The 13,982-nt window shown below is 57.9% G+C and carries 11 protein-coding genes; all 11 read right to left on the minus strand.

Annotated elements, in window-relative coordinates:
• Positions 1 to 11: 11 nt before the first annotated feature.
• The 11 genes from PSH97_RS13710 to PSH97_RS13760 all read right to left on the minus strand — a co-directional run bounded on the left by PSH97_RS13710 (position 12) and on the right by PSH97_RS13760 (position 13,856).
• Positions 12 to 2,141, minus strand: coding sequence for a lipase family protein (locus PSH97_RS13710; RefSeq protein ID WP_305449646.1), 2,130 nt, complete (start codon positions 2,139 to 2,141; stop codon positions 12 to 14).
• A gap of 12 nt (positions 2,142 to 2,153) precedes the next feature.
• Positions 2,154 to 3,050 (minus strand): hypothetical protein, encoded by an 897-nt coding sequence (locus tag PSH97_RS13715; protein WP_305449647.1) that lies wholly within the window; start codon positions 3,048 to 3,050, stop codon positions 2,154 to 2,156.
• Positions 2,959 to 3,765, minus strand: coding sequence for a hypothetical protein (locus tag PSH97_RS13720; protein WP_305449648.1), 807 nt, complete (start codon positions 3,763 to 3,765; stop codon positions 2,959 to 2,961). Before PSH97_RS13720 ends, PSH97_RS13715 begins: the two co-directional genes overlap by 92 nt.
• Complete coding sequence (locus PSH97_RS13725) at positions 3,758 to 4,609, minus strand: DUF4123 domain-containing protein (protein WP_305449649.1); 852 nt, start codon at positions 4,607 to 4,609, stop codon at positions 3,758 to 3,760. Before PSH97_RS13725 ends, PSH97_RS13720 begins: the two co-directional genes overlap by 8 nt.
• The gene (locus PSH97_RS13730; RefSeq protein WP_305449650.1) at positions 4,606 to 6,678 is read right to left on the minus strand and encodes a type VI secretion system Vgr family protein; all 2,073 of its coding nucleotides are present in this window, start codon (positions 6,676 to 6,678) and stop codon (positions 4,606 to 4,608) included. The genes PSH97_RS13725 and PSH97_RS13730 overlap by 4 nt, the downstream gene beginning before the upstream one ends.
• Positions 6,679 to 6,935: 257 nt before the next feature.
• Positions 6,936 to 7,871: a carbohydrate kinase family protein gene (locus tag PSH97_RS13735; RefSeq protein ID WP_305449651.1), complete on the minus strand. Its 936-nt coding sequence runs from the start codon at positions 7,869 to 7,871 to the stop codon at positions 6,936 to 6,938.
• A gap of 13 nt (positions 7,872 to 7,884) precedes the next feature.
• The gene (xylB, locus tag PSH97_RS13740; RefSeq protein ID WP_305449652.1) at positions 7,885 to 9,381 is read right to left on the minus strand and encodes a xylulokinase; all 1,497 of its coding nucleotides are present in this window, start codon (positions 9,379 to 9,381) and stop codon (positions 7,885 to 7,887) included.
• Positions 9,382 to 9,489: 108 nt separating this feature from the next.
• Positions 9,490 to 10,965: a mannitol dehydrogenase family protein gene (locus PSH97_RS13745; protein ID WP_305449653.1), complete on the minus strand. Its 1,476-nt coding sequence runs from the start codon at positions 10,963 to 10,965 to the stop codon at positions 9,490 to 9,492.
• A 14-nt stretch (positions 10,966 to 10,979) separates the two neighbouring features.
• Positions 10,980 to 12,083: an ABC transporter ATP-binding protein gene (locus PSH97_RS13750; protein ID WP_305449654.1), complete on the minus strand. Its 1,104-nt coding sequence runs from the start codon at positions 12,081 to 12,083 to the stop codon at positions 10,980 to 10,982.
• 32 nt (positions 12,084 to 12,115) lie between these two features.
• Positions 12,116 to 12,946 carry a carbohydrate ABC transporter permease gene (locus PSH97_RS13755; RefSeq protein ID WP_007905617.1) on the minus strand — a complete coding sequence of 277 codons (831 nt, stop codon included), beginning with the start codon at positions 12,944 to 12,946 and terminating at the stop codon, positions 12,116 to 12,118.
• Between the two features lie 10 nt (positions 12,947 to 12,956).
• Positions 12,957 to 13,856 (minus strand): carbohydrate ABC transporter permease, encoded by a 900-nt coding sequence (locus PSH97_RS13760; protein WP_305449791.1) that lies wholly within the window; start codon positions 13,854 to 13,856, stop codon positions 12,957 to 12,959.
• Positions 13,857 to 13,982: the final 126 nt, after the last annotated feature.

The raw sequence follows: 13,982 nt of genomic DNA on the forward strand, positions 1-13,982 counted from the left end.
CGCACTGAAAACTAAGCCGTCCTCAGTTCACTGCCACTCGCTTGAGGAATCATTGCGAGCTGAACCTCGACAGTGTTTTCTTTTTTCGCCATCCAGCGATCGACATTGATTTTATGTTCTGGCGACTGGCTGGCAGAACCGTAAATGTCTTCGGGCGTCAGTTTAAGGAAGCTCAAGGCGTGCAGCCGTTGCCGGGCGGTATTCAACCGACCTATTTCCGCTCTCAGTAAACTCGCTTCTCGCTGGCTTGCCTGACGATCGTATTGGAAGGCGTTGTTCAGTTCGGCTTCCTTTGTCTTCAAACGGTCCTGCATTTCTTGCAGTTGGTAGTAGACCTGATCGTACTCAGTCTTGGTCACCACCGTGGTTCCGCTTTCCTGGGTTTGCTGCCAGCGGCGCAATGTTGCCCAGGCGTACGGAATGTAGGAGGGCACCATGAAGTGATCGCCCATCTGGAACAGTTGCCGCACAAAAGCGTCACGGTCGGGCAAGTCTCCGAATTTCTTCAATGCCTTGGTGCAGGCGGCCTCTTCGATGGAGTCGCAACCTGGATCCCAGAGAACGGCGGATTGCTCACGTCCTTTAAAGTGGACGGGCATGAAGTGGTGCAAATTACCGTGGTGCTCGTATGGCGCGCCGCCGGTTCGCGACAGGCCTACAGCGAAAATCAGAGCGCCTAACGGGGCGGTGACAAAACTGATGATTACACCGGGCACCCAGATACGTTTACGAGTGTTCATCCATGGCGCGGGAACACTTGGGATCGGGTCGTTGTTGTTGACCATTCGGTGATGGGCCAGTTCTGCGGCGCCGTTGACGAAGTCTGCGTCGCCGGCTCTTGGGGAGCCGTAGGTGTAGAGGAGGACGTCGTATTCGTTGGGATCACGTCGTAATGCCTCTGCAAGTAAGGTAGCGATCGCCCCACCAAGGCTATGCCCACAGACAATGATCTTTTGGCCCGCGTAAAACTGATCGAGGTAGACTTTGATGAATTCGCTCATTGCTTTAAATGCGTTGTAAAAGCCTTGGTGTGCTTTACCTACACCTTCCACAAATGGAACTTGCTCTGCATCAGTATCCCGAATGAAGTCCGCGCCTTCCAAGGTTCCTCGGACGGCGATCAGAATAATTTCGTCGTGGTGAGTTATGAACGCTTGGGTATCGCTGCCACCTTTGATCTTGCCATCATCGAAGAAGTGCCATTTGGCGGGGTGCTCTTGCTTTACACCCGAATCAGGCTTGTTTTGTTTGTACAGTGTGGGGTCGAATGGCAGGATCTCGAAACGCTTCGAATAAGGTACATCTTCATAAAGTGGATAATAAGCAGTTGTTTGGTCTTTGTTGACTTTCCAGGTTTCTATGAAGCTGGCAAGGCTATTGCCAAACATATACCCAACGCTCGGGTCTAATGGGAATGATACCTTGTCGATAGGGTTTTCGACTGGTTCTTGGCCGAAGTTGCTGTAACTCAAGCTGGCAAGCAAAGATAGTTGATACAAATTCAAGGCACTGAAGTTATTGTCTTTCGATAGCATGGGGCGGAAAGCCCGTAGCGGACGAACTTCAAGGGCCGTGTGTTTATCTGGAAGAAGAACAACCCCCCGTAATTCTGGTTTTTCCGGACCAAATCCGAGGTCGCCCATTACTTTTAGGAGGTTGTAGTTTGGCGGGTGCGCGCTTTTTGAAAAGGGAGGAAGATGAGCGAATTTCTCAACCAGATCTCTCACTTCGACGTGAAAGAACTGGTCTGCTTTTGCTTTTGCAGGATTGTTGTTGACGCGCAAACCATCTTCTCTAACGAAACGGGTTTTTTCGGCTCGTACCTGGAGTTCGGTAATTCTTAGCGGATAGTTTGCTCTTGTCATCAGCAGCTTATAATTTTTATCGTCTCCTTTATAAGCGCTATCAATCGTGAGGGCTACTGGTCCTTCATAATGGTTTTCAACTTTTGCAAAACCTTCAGCATCTAAAACTCCCTCGTGGATTTGCTCTGTGCTATCCACAAGTTTATAGGCGAGACCGGCATAGGGTTTACCATCTCCAGACTCATCAACTAGTTGAAAACTAACCCATGTGCCTCTGAGTGGGCAGGCGGGTTTAGTTTCGTTCAGTAGAGGTTGCGTTGGTTTTTTAACCGGCATAAATGAATTTCCTTATTCAGTGCAAGCCGGGTAGATGGTGCAGTCACGTCCATCCGGCATTTTGAAAGGTTTGAAATCAGTTTTATTGTCACCACAGAAAGCGTAGGGATCCTCGATGCTGTCACCCATACAGCGTTTCCAGCCAGTTGGAAATTTTATCCAAGTGTCGCCTATAGCTGGTTTTTCCTCGTTTATCATGGTGAAGACTACTTTTACTGTCTTTCCTGCAAGCTGATCACGTTGCAGAGCTCCACCGATAACTGAACTGGTTGTCTGGCCTTCATTAGGCGCCGTTTCGCATTTAAGTATCTTTGTGATGTAATTCTTTTTTCCGATAGTACGAAATAACCATTGGCACTGGTTCTGAAATACTATCGGTGACGTGAGCGATTGGATGTTTGCGATTCCATCTTGGAATGAAAGATCTACATAGTCTCTCCCGATATCCAGTCGCTTTGCGCCGTATTTGCCTTGGACCTCGAAACTAAAGCTATCCAATACTAAAGGGCATCCTCCAGCCTTGCTGGTTAGGGGGACCTCAAAGTTGGCAGTTTGCGCACCCTTGATAAGCTCTTGCTCGAAGAATTTTAAGCCTGGATAGTTTCTTCCCTCGCGGGGTGGAACAGTGCATGTTTCTCCAGTACGGGGAACATACGAGGCTTCACCTCTCAAACGGAATTCAGGTGGGAGTTCAGTTAGTAGCGTGAAACTGTCAGATTGAGCAGTCGAGCAACCTGTAATCCCAAACGCTCCAAAACTGAGGATTGCAACGCGGGCAATGCAGTGGAAAAAGTCGCGAGCATCCATAATAAAGTCCTTATTCAGTGCAGTTGGGATAGACGGTGCAATCACGCCCATCCGGCATTTTGAAGGGTTTGAAATCTGTTTTATTGCCATCGCAAAATGCATAGGGATCCTCAAGACTGTCACCCATGCAGCGTTTCCAGCCAGAGGGGGATTTCACCCAGTTGTCGCCAACGGCTGGTCTTTCCTCGCGTGAGATATCGAAAACCACTTTTATTGTCTTTCCCGCGAACTGAGCACGTTGCATGGGACTTTTAATATCTGAGTCACTTGCCTGATCTGGCGTTTCCACAGATTTACATTTCAGAATTTTTACAATGTAACGGTCAGGTCCAGCGGTACGGAAGAACCATTGGCACTGCTTCTGTAATACCAAGACTGAAGGAGGAACGGGACTGTCTGCATTTCCATCCCGGAACGAGATCCCTGTGTGGGCCCTACCTACATTCCGGAAGTCAGCACCATATTTGGCGTCAACTTCATATGCGAAGGTGTCAAGTACCAAAGGACAGCCACCTTCCTTGCTCGTCAGCGGAACTTCGAAACGCGCCGATTGTGCATCGTTACTCAGCTTCTGCTCAAAAAACTTCAAGCCCGGATAGTTCCTGCCTTTGCGAGGAGGGACCGTACAAATCTCTCCCGTCCTAGGCACATAAGACGCTTCCCCTTTAATGCTGAACCCCGGCGGCAATTCGGTCACCAGCGTAAAGCTGTCTGCAGACCTAACCGAACAACCAGAAGCCGCCATCGCACCAGCAACAGCGAATAACCAAAGCAAACGTCCCGAAAAGGTTGCGCCAGACGCCTCAATCTCACCCACGCTCTGACTCACCTAACTGCGCATCAAACACCCGCTGACACCGCGCAAAATGTTGCTCTGGCGTCTCACCCGGCAGCGGCTGCCAAGCCACATCGTCTGCGCATTGAGGATCAAGTCTGAGGCTGAGCATGAACTCGCGTTGTTCCGGCGTGTTCCATTGCCAGGCCTCAAGCAGGTCCATCTGTTCTTCCAGCCATTCGCGCACGTTGCGGGTTTCGGAGAGTTTGGCGGCGGCTTCGACGTGGTACACCAGCAACCAGCGTTTCAGGTTTTCGCGCAAGATGCTGCGCGTACGCTCCGGCGAGTTTGGAATTCGCAACCACGGCGCGGGGTTTGGCACCGGGTACAGGCCGGGTCTGGCGTTATCCGCGCTTTTCCACTGCTCTTCATCCCAATACAGCACGCTGCTGATCGGGCCTAGCAGCAAGGGGCGTTCGGCTTCGCTCAGGTTGGCGAGGCAGCGAGCAATCACGCGGTTGTCCTGAAAACGGAACAACGAACGCTCACCATCTTCCTCAATCACCATTCGGGCCTGCCAGTGTTGGGTCAGGCCGTCGAGGTCGGCCTTGTCCATGCTGCCGATCCAGCCCCAGTTGCGTTGTGGGTCGTCGAGCAGTTTGCGGAAGGCATCGGCGCCGGGGTTGTGCAGTTCGGTCAGCCAAGGGCTGATGGCGGCGAACTCGGCGTATTGGGTGCGTCGATAGAGTTGCACCGAGCGCTGCATCAGGCCTGCGCTGTAGAGCGAGGTGACGGGGTTCGGTTCGGCGAGGCTGTCGAGGGCCAGGATCAGGACGCGATTGAGCCGGGCTTGTTCGCCGAGCCAGTTGTTCAGTGCGTCGCTCATGCTGTTGCCCCCAAATCACATTTGCCTTCACGGCAGGCTTCGCAAATCGGGCAGCGGATGTCACCAGCAGCACGAGCAGCTTTGGCCATGGCCATTTGTACGGCGGCCGGGACGAGCAGGGCGCCGGCCTTGTCTTTGGCGGCAGCCCATGGGATGACGGGGTCGAGAATCTGAATCCCCGTACCAGCGCCGGGAGCGCCACCGGAATTGACCTTCACCTCAGCCCCACTGATCGTCACACCCCCCGCATCAATCTTCACAAAGCTCCCGCCAGCCTTGGCCGTCAGCTCCATGCCACCCTCAACCACCACCTTTTCCCCGGCGTGGTAATGAATCTCCTGACCCGCCTCGACAAACTGCGCCGTGCCGATCTTCACGTGCTGGGTCACGCCCACGGTGAGGTGATCATCCGCCCGTGCTTCGGTCTTGCGGTCCAGATGGGTAATCCGGTGCTCTTCTACCTTGAACTCGCTGAACACATTGGCCTCGACCGTGTCATGCCGTTCATTGCCGACGCGAATTTTCTGGTCGTGCTCGATGTTTTCATCCCAGTCGCGCTGGGCGTGCAGGTAGATCTGTTCCGCGCCTTTTTTGTCTTCGATGCGAAACTCGTTGTAGCCCTTGCCGCCCGGGGAGCTGAGGGTCTTGAAGGTGCTGCGGGTTTTATTCGCCGGCAGGTCGTAGGGGACGACGTTTTCCTTGTGGTACAGGCAGCCGGTGATCAGCGGTTGGTCGGGGTCGCCTTCAAGGAAAGTGACGAGCACTTCCATGCCGACTCGCGGGATGGCGATGCCGCCGTAGGCGTTGCCGGCCCAGCCGGTGGCGACGCGCAGCCAGCAGCTGCTGGTGTCGTTGCCCTGGCCGTCGCGGTCCCAATGGAATTGCACTTTGACGCGGCCGTATTCGTCGCAGTGGATTTCTTCGCCGGGCGGGCCGGTGACGATGGCGGTCTGGCTGCCCAGCACTTTGGGTTTTGGGTGTTCCAGGGCAGGGCGGAAGTGCGCGTCCCACGGCGTGGCGAGGAAGCGGTTGCGGTAGCCCTGGTGGAAGTCATCTTTGTTATGGGTGACGTCGCTGGTGATGTTCTCGCCGAGCACTTGCGGCTGCTTGCCTTCGTGGACGATTTCCAGCAGCAGCCAGAGGTCGTTCCACTCGGCGCGCGGGTGTTCGCTGAGGGCCATGAAGTGGCCAGTGACCAGGGTCGGTTCGTCGCCTTTGCCTTCGGCGAGTTGGTAGTCGCTGCGATGGCGTTCCAGCGCGCGGGTTGCCAGTTGCTTACCGCGCGCGCGGTCGATGAAGCGACCGGGGTAGTCGTAGTCTTCGAGGTCCGGGGCGAATTCGCTTTTAGCCGCGCCTTCGGGCAGCAATCGTGGTTTTTCGAAGTCGTAGTCGCGGCGGCTGACGCGGGTGGTGCGGGTTTCCAGGCGCAGGTTGAAGCGCTTGATCACCGGTTTTTTGGCGGCCATGCCGGAGTCTTGCTGGTAGCTCACCGGCGCGAGTTTGCGGAATACCGTCTGGTCATCACCGAACACCAGTTTGTGGCCGCTGCTCGAGTGCTGGAAATGGAAGTGAATGCCTTCCTCTTCACACAGGCGCTGGATGAAGTGCAGGTCGGATTCATCGTACTGCACGCAGTACACGCGCTCGGGGTAGATCGCGCCGAGCTGGAAGCTGTAGGCGTCGGCCAGAATGCCCCGGGCTTCGAGCACCTGGGCGATGATCTTCGGCACAGTTAAATGCTGGAAAATCTGCTGGTCATGGTTGTGCCGCAGGTAGGCCAGTTGCGGCGCCAGGCTGATGCTGTAACGGGTCAGGCTCTTGCCGGAATCGCCTTGCTCGATGCGGTAGACCAGGCCATGGATTTTGCCCTGGCCGGTGGCGCCGAAGGTCAGGCAACCGGGCTTGTGCAGCAGCTCTTCGAGTTTCAGGTCGGGGCGGGCGCTGACCAGTTCGATGTCGAAACAGAACGGCTGGTTGAGGGCTTCGCGACCGACGAAGCTGAGGACCTGCAGGTCGACGGAAACGCCTTCGAGCGTGAGGGAAATATGGGTTGCGTTTGCGTCCAGCATGCCTTGAGTTCCGTCCTTTGAAAAAGCAGGGGCGGATGGTGCAGCATTAAAGTGCCATGTTCAAGGTTGAAATGCCGTAGCTGGGGAGGGTAAAAAGTATAGGGAAAACCCTTAGGTACAGGTTTTTGGTCAATGAATCCTGGCCTTTGACTGTTAGAACGCCTTCGCGGGCAAGCCTCGCTCCTACAGGTATTTCAGTCGCGATCGATGGATCTGCGCAGATCCCGTAGGAGCGAGGCTTGCCCGCGAAGAGGCCATCACAGCTGATGTCGATACGGCAAATCCGGCCCGGTCTTGCTGCACGTCAACGCGGCGGCACTCACCGCAAACCTGAGCATCGCGTCAATTTGCTCACGGCTCAGCTGTTGCAAACCTTCAACCGAATCCAGCTGCTGCTCGGTCAGCCAGGTAATCAACGCTGCCTGAAACGTATCGCCCGCCCCCACGGTGTCGGCAATCTTCACCGAGCAGGCCGGCACCGACCACGAACCGTGGGCACGGCTGAACACCGTTGCACCTTCGCCGCCTCGGGTCAGGAACACCAACCGACAGCGATGCTCCAGCCAGCCTTCGATGACGCGTTGAGGATCCTGCTCGGGATACAACAGGCTCAAATCTTCATCGCTGACCTTGATCAGGTCGGCCAGCTCCACCAGCGTGGCAATTCGCGAACGCCACAACTCGATGTTTGGCTCGGGATTGAGGCGCACGTTCGGATCGAGGCTGATCAGGCGTTTGCCGCTTTCCCGTTGCACCAGCGCCAGCAGGGTATCGGCAATCGGTTGCACCACCAGCGAGAACGAGCCGACGTGCAAGCCGCGCACTTCAGGCCCCAGCTCTGGCAGATGCGCCAGGCTCAACTGTCGATCAGCGCAGCCTTCGCCACGAAAGCTGTAATGGGGCGAGCCATTGGCCCCGACCGCGACCATCGCCAAGGTGGTCGGCGCGGCGAAGTCCACGAGGTAGTCCGGGCGCACACCTTCGTCCTGCAGCACTTGCTGCAAACGTCGGCCGAGGTAATCGGTCGACAGCCCGCCAAACAGCGCGGCGTCCACGCCCAGGCGGCGCAAACCCACCGCCACGTTGAACGGCGAGCCGCCGGCAATTGCCTTGAAATTCACTTTGGATGCCAGACCGCTGGCATCGTCTTCGCTGAAGAAATCGAACAGCGCTTCGCCACATACCAAATACATAATTGCTCGCTCTTTAAAGGGTTGCGACATGCTGTTGATAGCGTTCGTAGGCCTGCTGGCAGGCCACCACATTTACTGCAATCGGTAAGGTTTCACTGGCCAGGTCGAGCTTCACACAGCGATCACACAAATCCGCCAGGCTGTCTTCGTGACCGTTTGCCCAAGACTTGCACCACGCTGCCTGAATCGCTGCGCCGAGGGCGGCGGCCTCGTTGTGTTCGGTGCAAATCACAGGCGTATTCATGATGTCGGCGACGATCTGTCGCCACACCGGGCTCTTCGAACCGCCGCCGATCAGGCAGATGCTGCGGCTTTGTAAACCATTGTGGCGCAGCAGGTCCAGCCCGTAACGCAACCCGAAGGTGGTGCCTTCCACCACGGCGCGGCACAGGTTGGCCCGGGTCAGGTTGGTCATGGTCAGCCCCAGCAGGCTGCCACTGGCATGGGGCAGGGCGGGGACGCGTTCGCCATTGAGGAACGGCAGCATGCACACGCCGTCGGCACCAATAGGCGCTTGCTCGACCAAGGCGTTGAACGCCTCGATATCCAATTCGAACAACTCGCGAATCGCGCCGGTCGCGTTGGTCAGGTTCATCGTGCAGATCAGCGGCAGCCAGCCGCCGCTGGAGGAGCAGAACGTCGCGACCGAGGCATCCGGGCTGACGTTCGCTTGCTCGGCATAGGCGTAGACCGTTCCCGAGGAGCCGAGGCTCATAGTGATCGCGCCGGGCTTTATATTACCGGTGCCGATCGCGCCCATCATGTTGTCGCCGCCACCGCTGGAGACCAGTGCCTTGGGGTTGATGCCCAGATGCTCGGCGATGCTCGGCAAAATCGTACCGACCGGTTGGTGGGCATCGATCAGTTCCGGGAGTGCGGCTTGCAGGCGCCCGGTGGGGTCGATGTCGCGTAGCAGTTGCAAGTCCCACTGGCGGGTGCGCACGTTGAAGTACCCGGTGCCCGAGGCATCGCCATACTCGCTGCAACTGCGGCCGGTGAGCCAATAATTGAGGTAGTCATGGGGTAGCAAGATGCGGGCGATTCGGGCGAATACTTCCGGATGTTGTTCTTTGGTCCAGAGCAGTTTGGACACGGTGTAGCCCGGCGCGATGACGATGCCGAGGCGTTCGAGGGAGCCTTTTTCGCCGCCCAGATGGGCGAGCAAACGGTCGTTCTCCGGCGTGGACTCGGTGTCGCACCAGAGCTTGGCCGGGCGCAGCACCTGGCCACGATCGTCGAGCAGCACCAGGCCGTGTTGCTGGCCGGAAACACCGATGCCGAGGATCGCCTGACCGTCTACCTCCGCTGCGAGCAGCGCGCGCTGGGTGGCTAGGGCAATGGCTTCCAGCCATTGGGCAGTGTCTTGCTCGCGAAGACCATTGGCGCCGCTGATCAGGCTATGGGCGGCGGCGCCCTGACCGAGGACCTGGCCGCTGCGCGCGTCGAGGACGACGGCTTTGGTGCCTTGGGTGCCGCAGTCGATGCCGAGGAACAGTTGTTGGTTTGCCATGGAAACCCCTACCGAAGATCGCTTCCACGCTCTGCGTGGGAATGCCTCAATGGACGCTCTGCGTCCGCTTCTGGATGGGACGCGGAGCGTCCCGGGCTGTGGGAATGATCAGGCGGCGAGCACTCTTTCGAGGGTTCGGGTCACCCCAACCTCCCGCAAGCTGTTACAGCACCACTCAAACGCCGCGACAAACTCCGCAGAGCGCGGAATCGCCGTCCCGAAAATCTCCTCAACCTCCAACAATCGTTGAGTGATCAACACATCATCGGCCACCAGCGCCTGACAGAACGCCGCCCGTGGATCCGGAATTGCGTAGGTCTGGCCATTCTCATCCACGCCTTTGAGGTACAGCGCCCACGCCGCCACCACCAGCGCTGCACGCTTGGTCTCCTGCCCATCGGCAATCAAGCGATTGATCGTCGGCACGGTGAACTTCGGAAACTTCGACGAGCCATCCGAACACACCCGCTCCAGCTGATCGGCAATCGCCTGGTTGGAGAAGCGCGCCACCAGGGTGTTTTTGTACACGGTCAGGTCGATCCCCGGCACCGGCGCCAGCTGCGGCGTCACGTCCAGGTCCATGTAGGCGCGCATGTAGCGCACGAACAGCGGGTCGTTCATGGTTTCGTGAACGAAGCGGTAACCCTTCAAAAAGCCCAGATAGGTCAGCGCCAGATGGCTGCCGTTGAGCAGCTTGATCTTCATCTCTTCGTAAGGCGTGACATCGTCGGTGAACTGCACGCCGACCTTTTCCCACGCCGGGCGACCGTTGACGAATTTGTCCTCCAGCACCCACTGCACAAACGGCTCGCAGACCACCGGCCAAGCGTCGTCGATGCTGTGTTTGTCGTGCAGTTGCAGACGATGCTCGGTGCTGGTCATTGGCGTAATGCGGTCGACCATCGCATTAGGGAAGCTGACATGGCGCTCGATCCAGTCGCGCAGATCGGCATCGCGCAGGGCGGCGAATGCCAGCAGGGCTTTACGGGTCACGGCGCCGTTGTGCGGCAAGTTATCGCAAGACATCAGCGTGAACGCGGGCGTACCGGCTGCACGACGTTTGGCCAATGCGGCGCAGAGGAAACCGAATACAGTCTTTGGCGCGTTCGGGTGAGTCAGGTCGTGCTGGATCTGCGGCAGGTGCGCCATGAACTCGCCGTTGCTGTCGTCGATGCAATAGCCGCCTTCGGTGATGGTCAGCGAGACGATGCGAATGTCTGGATCGGCGAGTTTGTCGATCAGCACCTCGGCGCTGTCTTCGGCCAGCAGCATGTCGCGGATGGCGCCGATAACCCGCACTTCGGCGTCATCGGCGTCGCCCAGTTCGAACAGGGTAAACAGATAATCCTGCTCTTTGAGATCGTCCCGGGCGCGACGGTCTTCGGCGCGCAGGCCGACCCCGCAGATGGCCCAGTCCAGTGCTTCGCCGGTATTCATCAAGGCATCGGTGTAGTACGCCTGATGCGCGCGGTGGAAACCGCCGACGCCAATGTGCGCGATGCCTTGGCGGGTATCGCTCAGGGTGTAGGCGGGCAGGGCCACCTCGGGGGCGAGGCGGTTGAGGTTCTGTTTATTCAGTTTCATCACATGCTCTCGGATCAGGCAGCGGCGCGCAGTGGACGGGTCAGCGCCACGCCGTCGGCGTCGAATAAATGGCAGTGTTCGGCATCCAGGTGCAGGCTCAGGGTTTCACCATAACGGCTGGCCAGATCGCCGCGAACACGCATGGTCAGCGCTTCGCCGGAAGACGTAAGGACGTGGCAGAAGGTGTCGCTGCCCAGGCGTTCGCTGACGTCGGCGGTCACTTGCAGCGTGCAGTCGCCGGGTTGCGCCAACTCTAGGTGTTCCGGGCGAATGCCCAGGGTCACTGCGCCACCGACGCTCAGATTGGCAGCGCTCAACGGCAGGCTGATGCGAGTGCCGGCGTCCAACAGCACTTCGCAGCTTTGGCCGTTAACGCGGGTGACTTTTCCCTTGAGGAAGCCCATTTTCGGCGTGCCGAGGAAGCCTGCGACAAACAGGTTGGCCGGCTGGTGATACAGGTCCAGTGGCGAACCGACTTGCTCGATTTTGCCGCCATTGAGGACGACGACTTTGTCGGCCATGGTCATGGCTTCGACCTGGTCGTGGGTCACGTAGATCATCGTGGCTTGCAGTTCTTTGTGCAGGCGCAACAGTTCCAGGCGCATCTGCACCCGCAGGGCGGCGTCGAGGTTGGACAGCGGTTCGTCGAACAGGAAAATTTTCGGGTTGCGCACGATCGCCCGGCCGATCGCCACGCGTTGACGCTGACCACCGGACAGTTGCTTCGGCTTGCGCTCCAGCATCGGCCCCAGTTCGAGGATGCGCGCCGCCTCGCCGACTTTTTTCTCAACTTCGGCTTTCGCTACACCGGCCAGGTCCAGAGCGAACGACATGTTTTTGCGCACGCTCATGTGTGGGTACAAGGCGTAAGTCTGGAACACCATCGCCAGGTCGCGCTTGGCCGGGCTGACCTCGGTGATGTCGCGGCCATCCAGTTCGATGGTGCCGCCGCTGACTTCTTCAAGACCGGCGATCAGCCGCAGCAGGGTGGATTTGCCGCAGCCCGACGGGCCGACGAACACCACGAATTCCTTGTCATTCACTTCGAGGTCAATGCCTTTGATGATGGAAAAACCTTCGAAGCCTTTTTGCAGATTCTTGATTTTCAGGTTGGCCATGATGGCGCTCCTTTGTGCTTATTCTTTGAGGGCTATTTCACGGCGCCAAACGACAGGCCGCGGACCAATTGTTTCTGGCTGATCCAGCCGAAGATCAGGATCGGTGCACAGGCCAGGGTCGACACTGCCGACAACTTGGCCCAGAACAGACCTTCAGGGCTCGAGTACGAGGCGATCAACGCGGTCAGTGGCGCGGCCTGCGACGAGGTCAGGTTCAGCGACCAGAACGCTTCGTTCCAGCACAGGATCAGCGACAGCAAAACCGTGGAAGCCAGGCCGCCCTTGGCGATCGGCAGCAGCACCCGAACCATTTCTTGCCACAGCGTCGCGCCGTCCAGGCGTGCGGCTTCGAGGATGTCTTTGGGGATGTCTTTGAAGTAGGTGTAAATCATCCAGACCACGATCGGCAGGTTGATCAGCGTGTAGATCACGATCAGCGCGATGCGCGTGTCCAGCAGGCCGAAGCTCTTGGCCAGCAGGTAGATCGGCATCAACACGCCCACCGGCGGCAGCATCTTGGTGGAGAGCATCCACAGCAGTGTGCCTTTGGTGCGCTGGGTTTCGTAGAACGCCATCGAGTAGGCCGCCGGCACCGCGATCAGCAGGCACAGGGCCGTGGCACTGAAGGAAATCACCACCGAGTTCCAGGCGAAGCTGAAGTAATCGCTGCGCTCGTTGATGTGCAGGTAGTTCTCCAGCGTCGGTGTGAAGATGAACTGCGGCGGCGTGGCGAACGCGTCGATTTCGGTTTTGAAACTGGTCAGCACCATCCAGAAAATCGGGAAGAAGATCAGGATCGCGATGGCCCAGGCCAGGGTGCCGAGCAGCAGGCTTTGCAGGCGGCGGGATTGTTGAAGAGTCATGGCGCAGGCCTCAGGCTTTGTCTGTCAGGTTTTTGCCGATCATTCGCACCAGCACGATGGCCGCGACGTTGGCAATCAACACCGCGATCAAACCACCGGCGGACGCCATGCCGACGTCGAACTGCACCAGCGCCTGGTTGTAGATCAGGTACGCGAGGTTGGTCGAGGCGTAGCCGGGGCCACCGTTGGTGGTGGTGAAGATTTCGGCAAACACCGACAGCAGGAAGATGGTTTCAATCATCACCACCACCGCAATCGGCCGGGCCAGGTGCGGCAGGGTCAGGTGCCAGAAAATCGCGATGGGACCGGCACCGTCCAGGCGTGCGGCTTCTTTCTGTTCCTGATCGAGGGACTGCATGGCGGTCATCAGGATCAGGATCGCGAAGGGCAGCCACTGCCACGAGACAATGATGATGATCGACAGCAGCGGGTAATGCGCCAGCCAGTCCACCGGCTGTGCGCCGAACAGCTTCCAGATGTAGGCGAGAATCCCCGAGACCGGGTGAAAGATCAGGTTCTTCCAGATCAGCGCACCGACGGTGGGCATGATGAAGAACGGCGAGATCAACATCACCCGCACAATGCCGCGACCGAGAAACTCACTGGCCTCCAGCAATGCACTGATCAACACGCCGAACACCACGCTGATCAGCAGCACGCTGCCCACCAGCAACAGGGTGTTGGTGGCGCCGGGCAGGAAACCCGAATCGCTCAGAAAGTAGCTGAAGTTCTCCAGCCCCACGAACTGGTTTTCACCGGGGTAGAGCAGGTTGTAGCGGATCATTGAAAAGTAAACGGTCATGCCCAGCGGCACGATCATCCATAGCAACAGCAACGCCACCGATGGGCTGACCAGAAACCAGCCGGGGTTGGTCAACCGGCTTTTGCGCACCGGTTGGGAGATGTCCATGTGAGCTTTGACAGTTGAAATATTCATGGCGATAGAACCAATTGAGAACAGACGACGCGGAACCTGTGGGAGCGGGCTTGCCCGCGAAGAGGCCGGTACATCCGGCACATCTTCGTGACTGATCCA

Origin of the sequence: Pseudomonas cucumis, from assembly GCF_030687935.1 — a bacterium.
In the GTDB taxonomy this organism is placed as follows: Bacteria; Pseudomonadota; Gammaproteobacteria; order Pseudomonadales; family Pseudomonadaceae; genus Aquipseudomonas; species Aquipseudomonas cucumis.